Origin of the sequence: Rhizobium sp. CCGE531, assembly GCF_003627795.1 — a bacterium.
Lineage (GTDB): Bacteria > Pseudomonadota > Alphaproteobacteria > Rhizobiales > Rhizobiaceae > Rhizobium.
In genome coordinates, this window is sequence record NZ_CP032684.1 from 3,764,609 (window position 1) to 3,784,563 (window position 19,955).

Genomic DNA, 19,955 nt, shown 5'->3' on the forward strand with positions numbered 1-19,955 from the left:
TTCAATGTCTCGTTTCTTTATTGACCGGCCGATCTTTGCCTGGGTTATCGCCATCGTCATCATGCTGGCGGGTGCGCTGTCGATCTTCACTCTATCGATCTCGCAATATCCGCAGATAGCCCCCACCACGGTCAGCATTTCCGCCACTTATTCGGGCGCTGACGCCGCAACCGTCGAAAACTCGGTGACCAAGGTCATCGAGCAGGGCATGACGGGTATCGACAATCTTGACTACATGACGTCGACCTCGACCTCCACGGGCCAGGCCTCGATCTCGCTGACCTTTAACAACAAGGCGGATTCCGACGTCGCGCAGATGCAGGTGCAGAACAAGCTGCAGCTCGTTACCGCGCAATTGCCGACGACGGTTCAGACCAGCGGCATCGTCGTTTCCAAGTCGACGTCGAACTTCCTGATGGTCGTCGGCTTCGTATCGACGGATGGCAAGCTCAACTCGAACGACCTTGCCGACTATGTTTCGAGCACCCTCAACGATACGCTGAAGCGTATCGAAGGCGTCGGCAATACGCAGATCTTCGGTTCCGGCTATGCCATGCGCATCTGGGTGGATCCGGACAAGCTTGCCAAGTACCAGCTGATGGTGAGCGATGTCACCAGCGCGATCCAATCGCAGAATTCGCAGGTTTCCGCCGGTCAGCTCGGCGCCCTGCCCCAGCGCAAGGGCCAGCAGCTCAACGCGACCGTGACGGCCAAGAGCCGCCTGCAGACGCCCGAGCAATTCGAAAACATCATCCTGAAGAGCCAGTCCAACGGCTCGCTGGTCCGATTGAACGATGTCGCCACCGTCGAGCTCGGGGCAGAGAGCTACACGACGTCGAGCACCTACAACAGTCATCCTTCGGCCGGTCTCGCCGTTAACCTCGCCTCGGGCGCCAATGCCATCAACACGGCGGAGGCGGTGCGGACCACCATCAACAATCTGAGCCAGACGCTGCCGCCGAACGTCGAGGTGGTCTATCCCTACGACACGACGCCGTTCGTGAAGCTGTCGATCGAGGACGTGGTCAAGACGCTGTTCGAAGCCATCGTGCTCGTCTTCATCGTCATGTTCGTCTTCCTGCAGAACATCCGCGCCACGCTGATCCCGACGCTCGCCGTGCCCGTCGTCCTGCTCGGCACCTTCGGCGTGCTCTCGCTCTTCGGCTACTCCATCAACACATTGACCATGTTCGGCATGGTGCTCGCCATCGGCCTTCTCGTCGACGATGCCATCGTCGTCGTCGAAAACGTCGAGCGCGTGATGGAGGAAGAGGGATTGTCGCCGCGCGAGGCGACGATCAAGTCGATGCAGGAAATCACCGGCGCCCTGATCGGCATCGCGACGGTCCTGTCGGCCGTGTTCATTCCGATGGCGTTCTTCTCCGGTTCGGTCGGCGTCATCTACCGGCAGTTCTCGGTAACGATCGTCTCGGCGATGGTCCTGTCGGTCATCGTTGCGTTGATTCTGACGCCTGCCCTTTGTGCCACTATTCTCAAGAAACCTCAGCACGGGGCCAAGGAGAGGGGCGTCTTCGGCTGGTTCAACCGCAACTTCGAGCGCGCGACGCATCGCTACCAGCGCGGCGTCCACGGCATGATCCGCCTCACCATCGTCTTCCTGCTGGTGTTCGTTGCGATCGGCGGCGGCGTCGCTTACCTGTTCAACCGCCTGCCGAGCTCCTTCCTGCCGGAAGAGGACCAGGGCATCCTGTTGACCGCGATCCAGCTTCCGCCGGGCGCCACATCCTCTCGGACCTGGACCGTGCTCAACCGGGTGAAGGACTACTATCTCAACAATGAGAAGGATTACGTGGAAGGCGCATTCGCGGTCGCCGGTTTCGGCTTCAGCGGCCAGGGCCAGAATGTCGGTATCGTCTTCGTCAGGCTGAAGGACTTCGACCAGCGCAAGACGCCGCAGTCGAAGGCGCAGGCAATTGCCGGCCGCGCCATGGGTGCCTTCTCGAAGATCAAGGATGGCAGCGTCTTTGCGCTTGCGCCTCCGGCGATCCCCGGTTTCGGCAGTTCGAGCGGCTTTGACTTCTTCATCAAGGATATCAACGGCGCCGGCCATGCCGCATTGATCCAGGCCCGCAACCAGTTGCTCGGCGCCGCGGCAAAGAACCCGAAGCTGTTCGGCACCCGTCCGAACGGCCAGGAAGATACGCCGCAATATTCCCTGAACATCGATCAGGAAAAGGCGAGCGCGCTGAATATCAAGCTTTCCGACATCGACACGACCTTGTCGACGGCCTGGGGCGGCACCTACGTCAACGACTTCATCGACCGCGGCCGCGTGAAGAAGGTTTACGTACAGGCGGATAAGAATTTCCGCATGCAGCCGGAGGATTTCGGCCGCTGGTACGTGCGCAACTCCGGTGGCGACATGGTGCCGTTCTCGGCCTTCTCGAACGGCGAGTGGAACTACGGTTCGCCGCGCCTGGAACGCTATAACGGCTCGTCCGCCGTCGAAATCCAGGGTTCGGCGGCGCCGGGCGTCTCGTCGGGCGACGCCATGAACGAGATCGACAAGGTCATGGCAAGCCTGCCGCCGGGCTTCAGCCACGAATGGACCAGCCTGTCCGCCCAGGAAAAGCTCTCCGGCAACCAGGCAAGCCAGCTCTATGCCATCTCCATCCTGGTCGTCTTCCTGGCGCTCGCCGCCCTCTACGAGAGCTGGTCGATCCCGCTTGCCGTCATGCTGTCGGTGCCGATCGGCATCTTCGGCGCGCTGCTGGCCGCAACCCTGTTCGGCCAGTCGAACGACGTCTATTTCAAGGTCGGTCTGCTGACGACCATCGGTCTGGCCGCCAAGAACGCCATCCTGATCGTCGAATTCGCCATCGAGCAGCAGAACCAGGGCAAGAACCTGATCGACGCGACGCTGGTGGCATCCCGCCAGCGCCTGCGACCGATCCTGATGACCTCGCTCGCCTTCATCCTCGGCGTTATGCCGCTGGCGATCGCCAACGGTGCCGGCTCGGGCAGCCAGAACTCGATCGGCATCGGCGTCATGGGCGGCATGATCTCGGCAACCGTACTCGGTATCTTCTTCATCCCGCTGCTCTTCGTCTCGGTGCGCCGCATCTTCAAGGGCAAGGTCGCATCGACGGCATCGGACACTCCGGCGACCGATACCGGCACTACGCACTAACGAGCGGGTCGCCCGCTCTCGATTAAATCAAAGGGCTCCCGCGACAACGCCCAGCGACTAACGAAAATGTGGAACCGATAAAATTTTACGGTTCCACATTTCTGGTCATCGAGGAGAGCTTTAGAACCTTGTCGGCCGACACAAAGTCCGGAACGCAAAGCATGAACAACTTCAGTCCATCCCAAGCCTTCGCTGAATTTTTCTTTTTTGCCATCGACCACGGCTTCGCGAGTGTTGAAGATGGTGGGGGTCCGCTTATTCCGTTCACAATGCTTGTGGACTCAGCAGGTCAAAAAAAGCTCACTCGTTTTGCCATGGACAAGCTCGAAGATGGTGTTCAAGCTGCCAAGAATAGTGTCACGCCGACTGGAGCGATAGCGATGTATGCAATAGCTTGGGACGGCTTCATCACAATTGAAGGGCGTAAATGGGATGCTATTTGCGTTGAAGCTGGCGAAGCCCAAACGGAATTCGGTGTGCTGCTTTGTCAGCGATACACCGCGGAAAAGAAGGGATTGCTGCGAAAGACCCGCTCAGTGCGCGTGGGCAACCCGGCGCTTATAGAGAGACTCCCGTCTCGACTCTGGGTCGGCAGCGGGCTGTAGTGGTCGGCAGCTCTCCATCCCATCGAGACTCTTATTACTCTATGCGGTATCTGTTGGTTCCCTTTCGACCTGTCACGCTGATCCTCCACTACAGCGGCGATGCCGAAGTTCGGACAATGCGGTTTTTGCAAAAATAAGATTCGTTCCCCGGAAGATCGTGATCTGCGATGAGGGAAACAGAGTGCTCGTCAGCTCGACGAAGCCGGAACCGGCGCCGCAGGCTGCGCCTTCGGCGACCATTTTGCATGCAGCTTGGCAAGCATCAGGTAGATGATCGGCGTGGTATAGAGCGTCAGCACCTGCGACACGACAAGGCCGCCGACGATGGTGATGCCGAGCGGGCGGCGCAGCTCCGAGCCCGGGCCGGTGGCGATGATCAGCGGGATGGCGCCCATCAGCGCCGCCAGCGTCGTCATCAGGATCGGCCGAAAACGCTTGAGGCATGCCTGATAGATGGCTTCCTCCGAAGACAGGCCGAGCGTTCGCTCGCCATGCAGGGCAAAGTCCACCATCATGATGCCGTTCTTCTTGACGATGCCGATCAAAAGGATGATGCCGATGAAGGCGATCAGCGTCAGCTCCGTACCGCTGATGGCGAGCGCCAGCAGCGCGCCGAGGCCGGCCGACGGCAGCGTCGAGATGATCGTCAGCGGATGCGCAAGGCTTTCGTAGAGGATGCCGAGAACGATGTAGACGGTCAGCAGCGCCGCCAGAAGCAGCAGCGGCTGGCTGCCGGACGATTGCGTGACGCTCGCCGCGTCGCCGGCAAAATCCGCATGCAGCGTATCGGGCAGGTGCATGTCCAGTACCGCTTTCTGGATGGCATCGTTCGCCACCTGCAGCGGCGTATTGAGCGCCAGATTGTAGGAGATGGTCACCGACGGATACTGACCCTGATGGTTGACCACCAGCGGCGCCAGCGTTCGATCGATCGATGCGACCGCGTTCAGCGGCACCTGCTTGCCGCCGGAGGCCGGCACATGCAGCTTGGAAATGTCATGGGGATCGAGAGCATAGTTTGGATTCGCCTCCAGCACGACGCGATACTGGTTGCGCTGCGTATAGATCGTCGAGATCTGCCGCTGCGCGAAGGCATTGTTTAACGCGGCGTCGATGGACTGGATGCTGACGCCGAGCTGCGAGGCCATGCTGCGGTCGATATTGACTGTCGCCTGCAAGCCGTTGGGCTGCCTGTCGGTCGCGACATCGGTCAGCTCATGAAGGGTCTGCAGGCGCAGCATCACCTTGGGCGCCCATTCGACCAGCTCGTCATAGTTCGGGCTCCAGAGCGTGAACTGATATTGCGATTGCGACTGGCGCGCGCCGGCGCGGATATCGCCGGGCGAAAACAGGAAGGTGCTGAGGCCCGGAACGGCCATCAGCTGCTTGCGAAGCCGGTCTATGACTTCGGCCGTCGGCGCGCGCTCCGATTCCGGCTTCAACGAAATAAAGAGCTGCCCGCGATTGGCGGAGCTGGAGAAACCTCCACCGCCCACGGAGGAGCCGAGACCGGAAACCGCCGGATCCTTCGCGGCAATATCGGCCGCCTGCTGCTGCAGCTTGACCATGGCCGGATAGGAAATATCGGTCGCCGCCTGCGTCCCGCCCTGGATGAATCCCGTATCGTCCTGCGGAAGGAAGCCCTTCGGCACCTTGACGTAGAGATAGCCGGACATGAGCACGCAGGCGATGATGACAAGCACGGAAAGCACCCGATGGTGCAGCACGGCTTTCAGCGTGCGGCCGTAAAATCCGATAATCGCGCCCAATGTGCCCTCGACGAGGCGGCCGAACGGGCCGGGCCGCGCGCCGATGTCATGTGGACGCAGGCGATGGCCGCAGATCATCGGCGTCAGCGTCAGCGACACCAGGGTCGAAACGACGATCGTAAAGCCGAGCGTCAGCGAAAAGGTCTGAAAGAAGCGGCCGACGATGCCGCCCATGAAGAACAGCGGGATGAAAGCGGCAAGCAGCGACAGGCTGATCGAGATGACCGTGAAGCCGATCTGCTTCGCGCCTTCGAGCGCTGCCCGCATGGGCTTCATGCCGGTTTCCAGGTTGGCGTAGACGTTCTCGATCATGACGATGGCGTCATCGACGACGAAGCCGACGGAGACGGCGAGCGCCATGAGGGAGAGATTGTCGATCGACAGCCCGAAGAGCCACATCGCGGCAAAGGTTCCGGCAAGCGACAGAGGCACGGTGACGCCGGCGGCAAAGGTCGGCGTGGCGCGCCGCAGGAAGACGAAGACCACGCCCATGACCAAGCAGATGGTGGCAAGCAGCGTCCATTGCATGTCGTTGACGCTGGCATGGATCGTCGTGGTGCGGTCGGAAAGGATGGAAATCTTTACCCCGGTGGGAATGAGCCGCTGCAGCTCGGGGATCAGCTGCTTGACGCCCTCGACGGTGGCGATGACATTCGCATCCGCCTGCTTGGTGATATTGAGCAGCACGGCCGGCTTGCCGTCATACCAGGCATCGGAGCGGCTGTTGCGCACGCCCGGCTCGACGGTGGCGATATCGGAGAGACGAACGGCCGTGCCATCGCGGCTTTGCACGATGATCCTTCCATAGGCCTCCGGCGTGCGCAGCTGGCTGTTCATGCCAACGGAGAACGCGCCGGCCGCCCCGTCGATGGAGCCGAAGGGACCGAGCACATTGGCATTGACGATCGCCGTGCGGATGGTGTCGAGCGACAGGCCCATGGCCGCGAGCCGATCGGGATCGAGCCTGACGCGCACGGCCGGCTGGTCGGCGCCGCTGACGGTGACGCCGCCGACGCCATCCACCTGCGCGATCCGCTGCACGACCACCGTGTCGGCCGCATCATAGATGGCGCTTGCGGGGACATTGTCCGACGTCAGCGCCAGGATCAGGACGGGCGCTGCCGCCGGATTGATCTTGCGGAAGGACGGCAAGGTCGGCAGATCGCCCGGCAAATCGGTCGCCGCCGCATTCAGCGCTGCCTGCACATCCTGAGCGGCGCCATCGACGCTGCGCGAAAGGTCGAATTGCGCGATGATGGTGCTCGATCCGAGCGAGCTGACCGAGGACAGTTGCGTGATGCCGGCAATCGTGCCGAGATGTCGTTCGAGAGGGGCTGCAACGCTCGCCGCCATGCTGGCGGGATCGGCGCCGGGACGGCTGGCTGAGACGACGATGGTCGGCAGATCCACGGTCGGCAGGCTTGCCACCGGCAGGAAACGATAGGCGACGATGCCGAGGATCATCAGCCCGATCGCCAGAAGCGTCGTCCCGACCGGGCGTTTGATGAACGGCTCGGAGATGTTCATGTCTCGCCACCCGCCAGATCGTTCATTTCAGCGCTCGGCGTGCCGCTGGTGCGGCCGACGATGCGGGCGCGCAGACGCTCGAAAGCCAGGTAGATCACCGGCGTCGTATAGAGCGTCAGGAGCTGCGAAAGCACGAGACCGCCGATGATGGTGATCCCAAGCGGAATGCGCAGCTCGGCGCCCGTGCCCTGCGCCAGCGCCAGCGGCAAGGCCCCGAAGAGCGCCGCGAGCGTCGTCATCATGATCGGCCGGAAACGCAGGATCGAGGCCTTGAGGATCGCCTCGCGCGGCTCGAGGCCTTCCTTGCGCTCCGCTTCCAGCGCGAAGTCGATCATCATGATCGCATTCTTCTTCACAATGCCCATCAAGAGCACTATGCCGATTAGGGCGATGATCGACAGATCCTGCCCGAACAGCATCAACGCCAGCAGCGCGCCGACGCCGGCGGAAGGCAGCGTCGAAAGGATCGTCACGGGATGGACTGCGCTCTCGTAGAGCAGGCCGAGCACGATGTAGATCGTCACGACCGCGGCAAGGATCAGCCAGGGCTCGCCCGCAAGCGACGAGGCGAACTCCTCGGCATCGCCGGAATATTTGCGCTGGATGGTGTCGGGCATGCCGATGTCCAGCTCCGCCGCCTTGATCTCGGTCACGGCCTCGCTCAGCGACGCGCCCTTGGCGAGGTCGAAGCTGAGCGTGACGGCCGGAAACTGCTCGTCATGGCTGATGACCAGCGGCGCGGTCGTGAAACTCGCCGTCGTGAAGGCGTTGAGCGGCACTTGCGTATCGCTGGCGCCGGCGACATAGAGCTTGTCGAGCGACTTCGGATCCGACTGGTATTGCGGTGCCGCTTCCAGGATGACGCGGTACTGGTTGGCCTGGCCGTAGATCGTCGCGATCTGGCGCTGGCCGAAGGCGTCGTTCAGCGTATCGCCGATAGCCTGCATCGAGACACCGAGCCGCGAGGCGATCTCGCGGTCGACATCGACGAAGATGCGGCCGCCGCCCATTTCGACTTCGGAGGCGACATCCATCAGCTTCGGGCTTTGTTGCAGCCGTTGCGCCAGCTTTGCGGCCCAATCGACCACGGTCGCCGTATCCGTTCCCGTCAATGTATATTGATAGGGCGCGCGGCTTGCCCGGGTGCTGATCGAGATGTCGCGCACGCTCTGGAAGGTCACGTGGATGCCCGGCATGCCGGTGACCTCATCGCGCATCCGATCGATGATCTGATCGGCGGAAGCGTTGCGCTGGTTTCTCGGTTTCAGCACGAGGCTGAGATTGCCGGTGTTCAGCGTCAGATTGCTGGCGCTGGTGCCGATGACAGAGACGACGCCGCTGACATCCGGATCTTTGCGCAGCCGGTCGGCGACATCAGCCTGTATCTTCTTCATCGTTTCGAAGGAAGTGGTCGGCTCGGCCTCGATGACGGCGGTGATCAGGCCGGTATCCTGAGCCGGCAGGAAACCTTTGGGGATGACGACATAGAGCGCGGTCGTCGCGGCCAGCGTGACGATGGTGATCACGAGCATCAGCGCGCTGCGATCCACCGCCCAGACGAGGCTGCGGCGATAGCCTTCGATCAGCCACTCGGTGAAGCGATCGGCACCGGCCAGGAAGCCGCCTTGCCGCTCCCGAGGCTTGCGCAGGATGCGCGCGCACATCATCGGCGTCAGCGTCAACGAAACCACGGCCGACACGACCACGGCGATGGTCAGCGTCAACGCGAATTCGCGGAACATGCGCCCCACGATCCCGGTCATGAACAGCAGCGGAATGAACACCGCAACCAGCGAGACGGTGAGCGAAATGATAGTGAAGCCGATCTCGCCGGCACCCTTCAGCGCCGCCTGCATCGGGTTCTCGCCCTCTTCGATATGGCGGGCGATGTTCTCGATCATCACGATGGCGTCGTCGACGACGAAGCCGGTGCCGATGGTCAGCGCCATCAGCGAGAGATTGTCGAGGCTGAAGCCGGCGAACCACATGACGCCGAAGGTCGCGATCAGCGACAGCGGCAGCGCGACGCCGGCAATGAAGGTCGCCGTCATCGTTCGCAGGAACAGCAGAACCACGAGAATGACGAGGCCGATGCTGATGACCAGCGTCCATTGCACGTCATGGATCGAAGCCCGGATGGTCTCGGTGCGGTCATTGACGATATCGAGCGAAACGCCGGCCGGCATGGCCTGCTTCAGCTTCGGGATCTGCTTCAGCACGTCCTCGACCGTCTGGATGACGTTGGCGCCCGGCTGGCGCATGATGTCGATAATGACGGCGGGCTGTCCCTGATACCAGGCGCCGACGCGATTGTTCTCCAGCCCCTCGACAACGGTTGCCACGTCCTTCAACTGCACCGGCGCACTGTTGCGATAGGCGACGATGACGGACTTATAGACGTTGGGATCGACGATCTGGTCGTTGGCGGCAAGCGTGAAGCTCTGCTGCGTGCCGTCGAGCGCCCCCTTGGCGCCGGCGACGCTGGCATTGGTAATCGCGGTGCGGATATCCTCGAGCGCAAGGCCATAGGAGGCGAGACGCGGCAGATCCACCTGGATGCGGATGGCGGGCTTGACGCCGCCCTGGATGTTGACGTCGCCGACGCCGGATACTTCGCTCAAGCGCTGCGCCATCATCGTATCGGCGAAATCGCTGAGTTCGCGGATCGAATAGCTGTTGGAGCGCAACGCCAGCGTCACGATCGGCGTATCGGCCGGGTTCACCTTCGAATAGGTCGGCGGATAGGGGAGCGTGCGCGGCAACGTCGAGCCGGCGGCATTGATCGCCGCCTGCACGTCCTGCGCGGCGCCATCGATATCGCGGCCGAGATCGAACTGCAGCGTGATCTGGCTGATGCCGAAGGCGCTCGACGACGTCATGGAGGCGAGCGACGGAATCTGGCCGAGCGGCCGCTCCAACGGCGCCGTCACCAGCGCGGCCATCGTATCGGGATCGGCTCCCGGAAGCTGCGTCGTTACCTGGATCGTCGGAAAATCCACCTGCGGCAACGGCGCGACCGGCAGGAAGAGAAAGCCGAGAATGCCGCCCAGCAGAACCGCCACCCCGAGAAGCGAGGTGGCGATGGGCCGGCCGATGAAGAGTGACGAAACGTTCATTGTTGCTGCGTCGGCGCGGCGGAGGAATTGTTGGATGCAGAGCCGCCGCCCGTATCCGCACCCTGCCCGGCACCGGCGGCAGGCTGACCATCCTGGCCGCGATGACCGCTATGACCCCCGGCACCACCCTGGCCGCCTTGACCACCTTGGCCGTTGTGCCGACGATGCGGCCGCTCGCCGCCATCGGCATTGTCCTGGCTCTTCTGCGGATCGTTCTCCGCAACCGGCTGCCCGCCACTGCCCGCTGACGGGACGTCCGGCGCAGCCTGGTCCGGATTGGTCGAAATCTGCACCTTCGATCCGTCCTGCAGCCGTGCGAAGCCCGTGGTCACCACCTTGTCGCCCGGGGATACGCCATCGGCGATGACGGCGAGTGTATCGTCCTGCTGACGCACCTTGACCGGCTTCATGGCAACGGTCTGGCCCTGGCTGACGCTATAGACGAATGTGCCGTTCGGCCCGCGCTGCACCGCCCCGCTCGGAATGACGGTGACGCCCTTCAGCGTCTCCACCAGCAGGCGGGCATTGACGAAGGCGCCCGGCCACAGCGCCAGCTTGTCGTTCGGGAAATTCGCCTTCAGCTTGACCGTACCCGTGGTCGGGTCGACCTGGTTGTCGACCACCGCCAGCGTGCCGTTGTCGACCACCGTCTGGCCATCGCTTCCCATCGCCTGGACGGTGAGCGTTCCGGCCGCGCTTGCCGCATTGATGCGGGCAAGCTGCTGCTGCGGAATGGAAAACAGCACAGAGATCGGCCTGATCTGCGACAGCGTCACGATGCCGGTCGTATCCGAGGAACCGACGAGGTTGCCGATGTCGACGTTGCGGATGCCGGTGCGCCCGTCGATGGGCGCCTTGACCGTCGTATAGTCGAGGGTCGCCTGCGCGCTTTCGATGGCCGCCACATCCACCTGGACCTGCGCCGTATATTGCGCCACCAGCGAGATCTGGGTATCGACCTGCTGCTGCGTGCCCGAAGCGCTCTTCACCATGAGCTGAAAGCGGGCGAGGTCACGCTGAGCGCCGGCAAGCAGGGCTTCGTCCTGCGCCTTCTTGGCAACCGCCTGATCACGCTGTGCCTTGTAGACCCCATCGTCGATGCGGGCGATGACATCGCCCCTCTTGATATCCTGGCCTTCCACGAAGTCGATTTCAACGATCTTGCCGCTGACCTGCGCCCGCACCGTTACCGTGTTCAGGGCTTTCACCGAACCCACGCCATCGATATAGACGGGCACATCGGCTGTCTTTGCGTCGGCGGCCAGTACCGGAACGGGGCCGCTGAACTGCGAAAGGCTACGCCGTCCTCCGCCACCGCCTTGACCTCGTCCGCCGCCACGGCGTTCACCTTGCGCCTGCTCGGCAGGCGCTGCGGCATTCTGATAGCCGAGCAGCTTCTCCGCCGGACCAAGCCAGCGATCACGGGTCGCATAAGCCCCGTATCCAACCGCGCCGATGACCGCCAACCACACTACGACCCGAAATGTCCGAGCCATCAACACACCTTCCTTCAAAGCCTTCGGTGATCCGCGACCGCCGATATCGATTGCGCGACTTTAGCTTGCATCGCGCCGCTTAGGAATTTGGTATGGCCATTAAATTTTGTCCATTTTAGCGCGACTTAGCGTAACAAACTGTTACATTGGACAAAAACTAGGGTTGTAGTTGCAAAGATGGGATATGTACGCGTGCTGGCCGATCTAGCAGGTCAAAGTACGCCCCAGCCGCGGTAACGCCCGCGACCTGTCATCTCCCGCAGGCCGAGTTCGGCCACCAGATTGAGCGCGCCTCTCGAGGTAACGCCGACATGGCGGGCGATCATCTTTGCCGAAACGATTGGCCGCGACAGCACGATATCGATGACCTCGGGCAGGCTGCTGTTCGAACGCCGATCCTTGAGCCTCAGCTCCATCTGCAGCTTGGCAAGCGACAGCCGATCGAGCTCCTTCAGACCCGAATCCGCCGAAAGCGCCATGGCTTCCAGGAAGGCCGTCAGGCGCGTGATGCGGTCCGACGAGCGCCGCCGGTCATGCCGGACCGCTTTCAAGCCGACATTCAGACAGAAGAGATGCGAGGTGATCTTGCCGCGGCTGCGCAGATAGGCGCTCACAAGCAAGCCGCCGAGCCAGTGCTGCCGCCGCAGCGGTTCGATCCGCTCCCAGGCATCGAAAAGCACGGCGGCGCCGAGAACCGGCGGCAGCTGATCCGCATCGCGAATGGCGGCGCGCCAGCGCTCCAATCGCTCGTCCTCATCCCAATCCTCGTCGCGAACGAGTGCAAGCGGATCATGGACATCGACGGTTGCCTGCCGGACTTCCGGGGCGGCGCCATTCAGGATCTTGTCGGATCGGGCGAGGATGGCGTCGATTTCAGCGAAATCGACACCAAAATCGCCTTCCTCATCCTCCTGCGCTTCGGGTTCCAATGTTCCGGCAGGTGTGGGGCGTGGCAGGATCGCTTCTTCCGCCTCCCCCACATCGCCGCGCAGGACCGCAAGGCCGGCGGCCTCCAGCCCCCAGGAAGGTCCGGCGGTCCAAAGGCGCCGCCTGGTCCGCAGCACGGCATGAGCGATGGTCAGCTCATGAGTCGGTGTGCGCGTATCCATGCGCGCATCATGCAGGACCAGATCCTCCACATGCACCAGCTCGCCGCCGACCCAAAGGGCGCCTGCCGCATCGAAGAAATGCCCGCGCTCGCGAAAACCTTCCGCCACGGCATGCCGCAGAACCCGCTCGTCGAGACGCGCCAGCATGTCCTCCGCCTTGATGATGGCGGGCAGAAGCGTCGGTATCGGGAGTGTGGTCAGATCATATCGCATTGGAATCGCTTCATTGAATCAGCCTTACGGAACTTAGCATCGCCCTACGCGATGCGATAGGAAAGGAGCTCTGTGAACTGTGGACGACAATCACTATTTTTCATCTTGACCTTCCAGCAACGGGAAGGTTCATAAACCTATCCAACACCCGATTCCGGGCAATGGAGTTTAATATGGCATTGCACGACGAACATGATCACAGCCATCACGGCCACGATCATCACCATCACGACGGCCAGCCACAGGAGACGGTGACGCGCGATCCCGTCTGCGGCATGACCGTCGATCCCGCCGGCAAGCCGTCGCTGCACCATCAGGGCCGCACGTTCCATTTCTGCTGCAATGGCTGCCGCGCGAAATTCGAGGCGGCGCCTGAGAATTATCTCACCGCTAAGGACCCGACCTGCGGCATGACGGTCGACCGCGCCACCGCGCGTCATTTCCTGAAGCACGAGGGCGAGAAATTCTATTTCTGCTCGGCCGGCTGCAAAGCGAAGTTCGAGGCGGATCCATCGGCCTACCTCAGCGGCAACAAGCCCACGCCGAAACCGGTGCCGAAGGGCACGCTCTATACCTGCCCGATGCACCCCGAAGTCGTCAGCGACCATCCCGGCGATTGCCCGAAATGTGGCATGGCGCTGGAGCCGATGGGCGTGCCCGCCGCCGATGAAGGCCCGAATCCCGAGCTGGTCGATTTCACGCGCCGGCTCTGGATTAGCGCCGTCCTGTCGCTGCCGCTGCTCATCATCAGCATGGGTCCGATGATCGGCCTGCCCATCCGCGACTGGATCGGCGAACCCACAGCCACATGGGTCGAACTCGTCCTGGCAACGCCGGTCGTGCTTTGGGCGGCCCTGCCCTTCTTCCGCCGCGCCTGGAACTCGCTCGTCAATCGCAGCCCGAATATGTGGACGCTGATCGGTCTCGGCGTCGGCACCGCCTATCTCTACAGCGTCGTCGCCACGCTGGCGCCCGGCCTGTTCCCCATGATGTCTAGTGGACACGGCGAGGCCATACCCGTTTATTTCGAGGCGGCCTCCGTCATCGTCGCCCTGGTCTTTGTCGGCCAGGTGCTGGAACTAAAGGCGCGCGAGCGCACCGGCTCGGCCATCCGCGCTTTGCTCGATCTCGCGCCGAAAACGGCACGGCGTATCGACGCCAACGGCAGCGAGACCGATGTGCCCATCGACGACATCCAGGCCGGCGACCGGCTGCGCGTCCGCCCCGGCGAGCGTGTCCCCGTGGACGGCTCCGTCATCGAAGGGCAATCCACCATCGATGAATCGATGATCACGGGCGAACCCCTGCCGGTCGAAAAGGCCAGGGGCGACGCCTTGACCGGCGGCACGATCAACAGGAACGGCACGCTCGTCATGCAGGCCGAGAAGGTCGGCGCCGAGACGACGCTGTCGCGCATCGTCGAGCTCGTTGCCAAGGCGCAGCGCTCTCGCGCGCCGATCCAGACGATGGTCGACCGCGTCTCCGCCATCTTCGTGCCAGCCGTCGTCGCGGCGGCCGTCATCGCCTTTGCCGTCTGGGCCTTTGTTGGGCCAGAGCCGCGCCTTGCCCATGCGCTGCTGGCCGCCGTCGCGGTGCTGATCATCGCCTGCCCCTGCGCGCTCGGCCTGGCAACGCCCATGTCCATCATGATCGCCACCGGTCGCGGCGCCCAGGAAGGCGTGCTGGTGCGCGATGCCGAAGCGCTGGAACGCTTCGCGAAGGTCGACACGCTGATCGTCGACAAGACCGGTACGCTGACCGAGGGCAAGCCCAATCTCACCGACATTGTTACGGCCACGGGCACCGACGAGGTACGCCTGCTCTCGCTCGCCGCCAGCCTGGAACGCGGCTCCGAGCATCCGCTGGCGGAAGCCATCGTTGCCGGCGCCGAAGAGCGCGGAGCGCGGTTCATCGAGATCTCCGGCTTTTCGGCGATAACAGGCAAGGGCGTCGAAGGCCGCGCCGGCGAAACCGCGATCGCTCTCGGCAATGCCGCGATGATGGCCGACCTTGGCGTCGCGACCGACGCTCTGAAGGCCGAGACCGAGCGCCTGCGCGGCGAAGGCAAGACCGTGATGTTCGTCGCCATCGACAGGAAGCTCGCCGGCCTCGTCGCCGTTGCCGACCGGATCAAGCCGACCACGGCCGCCGCCATCAAGGCGCTGCATGACAGCGGCCTGAAGATCGTCATGGCGACCGGCGACAACGGCAAGACCGCCGCTGCCGTCGCGAAGCAGCTTGGGATCGACGAGGTGCGCGCCGACATGCTGCCGGAAGGCAAGAAGGCGCTGATCGACGAGCTGCGGGCCAAGGGCCGCATCGTTGCCATGGCCGGCGACGGTGTCAACGATGCGCCGGCGCTCGCCTCTGCCGATGTCGGCGTCGCCATGGGCACCGGCGCCGATGTCGCGATGGAAAGTGCTGGCATTACGCTGGTAAAGGGCGATCTCAACGGCATCGTGCGGGCGCGCCACCTGTCGGAAGCAACCATCCGCAACATCAAGCAGAACCTCGCCTTCGCCTTCGGCTACAATGCGCTCGGCGTCCCACTGGCGGCCGGCGTCCTCTATCCGGTCTTCGGCCTGCTTCTGTCGCCGATGATCGCGGCGGCGGCCATGAGCCTGTCCTCGGTCTCGGTCATCGGCAACGCACTCCGGCTGCGGCTGGCGAAATAGAGCAATTCCAGGAAAAGTGCGAAGCGGTTTTCCGTCCGGAATTGCGCAAAAACAAACAGACGGTTCAGCGATTCCATGAAACGCTGAACCGCTCGGGAGATCTCAGATGAACATCGGCGAAGCATCCGGCCGTTCCGGCCTACCGGCCAAAACCATACGCTACTACGAAGACATCGGGCTAATCCGCCCCGATCGCGGCGGCAACGGCTATCGCGATTATGGCGCCGACGACGTGCACAAGCTGCGCTTCCTGCACCGCTCGCGCAGCCTCGGCTTCTCGGTGGAGGAGTGCCGGCAGCTTCTGGCGCTCTACGAGGACAAGAGCCGCGCCAGCGCCGACGTCAAGGACATCGCCGCCACGAAACTCACGGAGATCGACCGCAAGATCCGCGAGCTTACGGAACTGCGCCGTACGCTGGAACATCTCGTTCACTCCTGCCACGGCAATGAACGGCCGGACTGTCCGATCCTGGAGGAGTTGTCTGAGGGGTGAGGTTGCTGAGCCACCCGCCCTCGCTCTTCGAGGCTGCGGCTTCAGCCTCCGCACCTCAGAGTGAGGGCTGATCTTCTCGCCAGCCGCCCTTGCCGAAAGAGAATAAGCCGCAGCAGCTCTAATGCTTTCCGCTGCACTCTCTCCGCCTCATCCTTGTACGTTGGCGATAGTGTAAGATGGGTGGCGTGACGGAGGTGCGTGTCATCCTTGGGTCTTGAACCCGTACCTCAGCAAGCGTCTCTGTCGCATCCTTTCTGCTCGAACGGTTGGCTGGGCTTCGAGCCCGCGTTGCAAGGAGGAGCACCCATGAATGCCTCACAGGATGTTATGGTCGGGATAGACGTCTCCAAGGCTTATCTTGACGTCGCGCTCGACGGCGCCACATCGGTGGCGCGATGGAACAATGATGCGGCAGGTTGCGATGGGCTTGCAGCCGCGGTCGCGGGAGCTAGTCTGGTCGTCGTCGAAGCAACCGGCGGCTACGAGATGCGCATGGTGCGCACATTGATGGCGGCCGGTATTGCGGTTGCCGTCGTCAATCCCCGCCAGGTCCGCGATTTTGCCAGAGCCAGTGGCCGATTGGCCAAGACCGATCAGGTCGATGCCCGGGTCATCCTGCACTTCGCCAAGGCGATGCGGCCGGCACAGATCCCCCATATCGACGACGGCCGCATCGCCTTGGCCGCGCTGGTGGCCCGCCGTCGGCAACTCATCGACATGGCCGTTGCCGAGAAGAACCGCCTCGAACATGCATCTGCGGATATCGCCGCCCTCATTCACGAGCTGCTTGCCTCCTTCAAGGCGCAGCTTACCCGCATCGACACGGCCATCACCCTGGCCATCGAGACCGAACCCGATATGGTCGAACGGCGCGATCTTTTGCTTTCCGTGCCCGGCATCGGCGAGATCACCGCCGCCATTCTCATCGCCGAACTCCCTGAACTCGGCAGCATCGATGACAAGAAACTTGCCGCCCTGATCGGCGTTGCACCAATGGCCCACGACAGCGGCGCCATGCGCGGCCAGCGCCATATCGCAGGTGGACGGTCCGCCGTGCGCTGCGCCCTCTACATGGCGACCTTGTCAGCCCTCCGCTGTTCGCCAACCATCAAGGCCTTCTACGCAAGGCTGCGCGATGCCGGCAAACCGCCAAAGGTCGCCATCGTCGCCGCTATGCGAAAACTCGCAACCATCCTCAACACAATCGTCCGAAGACGGACACCCTGGATCAACCAACACGGTTGCTGAGGTGCCCGGGCGATGAAGCGTTAGCGGAAGCGACTGGGCCTCGAAGGACGAGGCGGCCACCGCCTCTATCCTTGGCTCACTCTCTCGATAGCAATCGCCGTCGCCTCGCCGCCGCCGATGCAGAGTGCGGCGACTCCCCGTTTCGCGCCCTGACGCTCCAAGGCATGCAGCAGCGTCACGATCAACCGTGCCCCGGTGGCGCCGATCGGATGGCCAAGCGCGCAGGCGCCGCCATTGACGTTGAGGCGATTACGCGCAATGCCGAGCTCCTTTGCGGCCGCCATGGCGACGACGGCGAAGGCCTCGTTGATCTCAAAGAGATCGACATCGCCGATCTTCCAGCCCGTCTTGTCGAGCACCTTGCGGATCGCCGGGATCGGCGCGGTGGTGTACCAGGCTGGCTCCTGCGAATGCGTGGCATGCGCCTTGATCTCGGCGAGGATCGGCAATCCCTCGCGCTCGGCAACCGAGCGGCGCGTCAGGATCAATGCGGCCGCGCCATCGGCATTGGCCGAGGCACTGGCGGCCGTGATCGTACCGTCCTTGCGGAAGGCCGGCTTGAGCGTCGGGATTTTCTCCGGCGAGACCTTCTGCGGATGCTCATCCTTGGAGACCGTGACCGGGCCGCCCTTGCCCATCACCGAAACCGGGGTGATCTCAGCCTCGAAAGCACCCGTCTCGAGCGCGTTGCGGGCGCGCGACAGGGTCTCCACGGCATAGGCATCCTGATCGTCGCGGCTGAACTGATAGGCCTCGACCGCCATCTCGCCGAAATCGCCCATGGAGCGGCCCTTCTCATAGGCATCCTCGAGCCCGTCGAGCATCATATGGTCGAAGATGCGGTCATGGCCCATGCGATAACCGCCTCGCGCCTTGGCCAGCAGATAGGGCGCATTCGACATGGATTCCATGCCGCCGGCAACCGCGATGGTGGCCGAACCGGCGAGAAGCAGGTCATGCGCCAGCATGGTCGCCTTCATGCCCGAACCGCAGACCTTGTTGATCGTGGTGGCGCCGACGGCATCCGGAAGGCCGGCTCCACGTGCCGCCTGCCGGGCCGGTGCCTGCCCCTGCCCCGCGGGCAGCACGCAGCCGAACAGAACCTCATCCACCTTCTCTGCCGAAAGACCGGCACGCTCCAGCGCGGCGCGAATGACGTGTGCGCCGAGTTCTGGCGCCTGCAATGACGAGAGCTCTCCCTGGAAACGGCCGAGCGGCGTGCGCGTGGCGGAAACGATAACGACGGGATCGATAGCGGGCATGACATCTCCTCGCGGTCAGCAAAACATATCTCTTCGACCTCCATTGCTACCACGTTAGATGATGCGCGTCATCTAAATATCACAAGAAGCTGCACACAAAGCTGCCAGTAGATGCAATTGCCATCGCAGCGGATGCGCCTTATGCATATCCAAAAAATTGAAAAGGATATTCGATGCCGCTTTATATCAAGGACGACGCCATCGATCGGCTGGCACGGCGCTACCAGGCGTTGACCAAGGCTCCCACAAAGACCGAAGCGGTGCGGCTCGCCCTGCAAAAGGCGCTGGATGAGGAGCTGACGAAACCGGCCTTGGCCGATGTCGCCGTCGCTTTCTGCCGCAATCTCAAGCAGAAAGCTACCAACAAGGCCGCAAGCACCGGCACGGCGGGAGGGGCTTGATGTTTATCGATACTTCGGTGCTGTCGGCGATGATGACCGACGAGGGAGAGGCGCGCGCCTTCGCCATCCGCATGCAGCCGGCAACGGCCCGAATGACCTCGCCGCTTGCAGCGGCGAATGCCGCAATTCTGATTTCAGGCATTTTGTCGTTATCGCCGACCGAGGCCGGCGACGCTGTCCGCACGTTTCTGCAGCTCATGAACATTCAGCTGCTTGCGGTGCCGCCCCGCGCCGCCGCTTTGGCGACCGAAGCCTACGAGCGCTATGGCCAAGGCGACCATCCGGCGCGCCTCAGCCTTGACGATTGCATGACTTATGCCTGCGCTCGCTATTATCGCCAGCCGCTCTTGTCGAAAAGCGACCGGTTCAAGCAGACGGATATCGAGCTGGCCTAGAGCATGTCGCGTAAAAGTGTGCAGCGGTTTTGCGACGACGACATGCACAAAATCAAAGACCTAAAGCGCGGGAAGCGAATCTGAAAGATCGCAACGCGCTTTAGGCGAGCTCGAGCCATCAAGCCGTTACGGGCAAAGCGAAGCGGAGCCTGCACTATATGTGCTCGAACGAGCGCCGACCGAGTTCGGGGCAGCGGCGCATTGCAGGCGGGAAATGGAGTCGCCGGCGCGGATCGGGCCGGTCACCGACGGGTCGGTGTTGATCGTGCCGTCCGGGAGGATTGCGTCCTTGGAATGGTCGACATTGCCGACATCGGCCTGGAACGCCTCGACATTGACGCGCTTGGGATGATGCTTGTGGGCCTGTTCCGCCATGGCGGCGCTGGACATGCCGAGGACAAGAGCCGAGATGGCGAGGGTTCTGAGCAGCATAAGACTGCCTCCTATGGGAGTTGAAGCAACAATCATATGGGAACGGACGAGCCATTTTTACAG

At 62.8% G+C, this 19,955-nt stretch carries 13 protein-coding genes; 7 read left to right on the top strand and 6 right to left on the bottom strand.

Features of this window, described 5'->3' with window-relative positions; all coding sequences use genetic code 11:
• Positions 1–4: 4 nt before the first annotated feature.
• Positions 5–3,151 (top strand): efflux RND transporter permease subunit, encoded by a 3,147-nt coding sequence (locus CCGE531_RS18380; protein WP_120665939.1) that lies wholly within the window; start codon positions 5–7, stop codon positions 3,149–3,151.
• A 161-nt stretch (positions 3,152–3,312) separates the two neighbouring features.
• On the top strand, positions 3,313–3,756 hold the full coding sequence (locus tag CCGE531_RS18385) for a hypothetical protein (protein WP_162943928.1): 444 nt from the start codon (positions 3,313–3,315) through the stop codon (positions 3,754–3,756).
• Between the two features lie 188 nt (positions 3,757–3,944).
• Here the strand turns inward: CCGE531_RS18385 and CCGE531_RS18390 are convergent, their stop codons facing one another.
• From CCGE531_RS18390 to CCGE531_RS18405, 4 genes are all read right to left on the bottom strand, one after another.
• Positions 3,945–7,052 (bottom strand): efflux RND transporter permease subunit, encoded by a 3,108-nt coding sequence (locus CCGE531_RS18390; protein WP_120665943.1) that lies wholly within the window; start codon positions 7,050–7,052, stop codon positions 3,945–3,947.
• A complete protein-coding gene (locus tag CCGE531_RS18395) occupies positions 7,049–10,168 on the bottom strand; it encodes an efflux RND transporter permease subunit (protein WP_120665945.1) in 3,120 nt (1,039 codons plus the stop codon). Before CCGE531_RS18395 ends, CCGE531_RS18390 begins: the two co-directional genes overlap by 4 nt.
• Positions 10,165–11,664, bottom strand: a complete 1,500-nt coding sequence (locus CCGE531_RS18400; protein ID WP_120665947.1) for an efflux RND transporter periplasmic adaptor subunit — start codon at positions 11,662–11,664, stop codon at positions 10,165–10,167. Before CCGE531_RS18400 ends, CCGE531_RS18395 begins: the two co-directional genes overlap by 4 nt.
• 212 nt (positions 11,665–11,876) lie before the next feature.
• Positions 11,877–12,986: an RHE_PE00001 family protein gene (locus CCGE531_RS18405; RefSeq protein ID WP_120665949.1), complete on the bottom strand. Its 1,110-nt coding sequence runs from the start codon at positions 12,984–12,986 to the stop codon at positions 11,877–11,879.
• A 173-nt stretch (positions 12,987–13,159) separates the two neighbouring features.
• Here CCGE531_RS18405 and CCGE531_RS18410 point away from each other — a divergent pair, with 173 nt between their 5' ends.
• The 3 genes from CCGE531_RS18410 to CCGE531_RS18420 all read left to right on the top strand — a co-directional run bounded on the left by CCGE531_RS18410 (position 13,160) and on the right by CCGE531_RS18420 (position 17,402).
• A complete protein-coding gene (locus tag CCGE531_RS18410) occupies positions 13,160–15,661 on the top strand; it encodes a heavy metal translocating P-type ATPase (RefSeq protein WP_120665951.1) in 2,502 nt (833 codons plus the stop codon).
• Between the two features lie 106 nt (positions 15,662–15,767).
• Positions 15,768–16,154, top strand: coding sequence for a Cu(I)-responsive transcriptional regulator (cueR, locus tag CCGE531_RS18415; RefSeq protein ID WP_120665953.1), 387 nt, complete (start codon positions 15,768–15,770; stop codon positions 16,152–16,154).
• Positions 16,155–16,460: 306 nt separating this feature from the next.
• Positions 16,461–17,402 (top strand): IS110 family transposase, encoded by a 942-nt coding sequence (locus tag CCGE531_RS18420; RefSeq protein WP_120663283.1) that lies wholly within the window; start codon positions 16,461–16,463, stop codon positions 17,400–17,402.
• A gap of 65 nt (positions 17,403–17,467) precedes the next feature.
• Here the strand turns inward: CCGE531_RS18420 and CCGE531_RS18425 are convergent, their stop codons facing one another.
• Positions 17,468–18,664: an acetyl-CoA C-acyltransferase gene (locus CCGE531_RS18425; RefSeq protein ID WP_120665955.1), complete on the bottom strand. Its 1,197-nt coding sequence runs from the start codon at positions 18,662–18,664 to the stop codon at positions 17,468–17,470.
• A gap of 173 nt (positions 18,665–18,837) precedes the next feature.
• On the opposite strand from CCGE531_RS18425, the gene CCGE531_RS18430 reads away from it, so the two are divergent.
• Together CCGE531_RS18430 and CCGE531_RS18435 are read left to right on the top strand one after the other, a co-directional pair.
• Positions 18,838–19,065, top strand: coding sequence for a type II toxin-antitoxin system VapB family antitoxin (locus tag CCGE531_RS18430; protein ID WP_120665957.1), 228 nt, complete (start codon positions 18,838–18,840; stop codon positions 19,063–19,065).
• Positions 19,065–19,460 (top strand): type II toxin-antitoxin system VapC family toxin, encoded by a 396-nt coding sequence (locus CCGE531_RS18435; protein WP_120665959.1) that lies wholly within the window; start codon positions 19,065–19,067, stop codon positions 19,458–19,460. The genes CCGE531_RS18430 and CCGE531_RS18435 overlap by 1 nt, the downstream gene beginning before the upstream one ends.
• A 126-nt stretch (positions 19,461–19,586) precedes the next feature.
• Here CCGE531_RS18435 and CCGE531_RS18440 read toward each other — a convergent pair whose 3' ends face one another.
• Positions 19,587–19,892, bottom strand: a complete 306-nt coding sequence (locus CCGE531_RS18440) for a hypothetical protein (RefSeq protein WP_112341489.1) — start codon at positions 19,890–19,892, stop codon at positions 19,587–19,589.
• Positions 19,893–19,955: the final 63 nt, after the last annotated feature.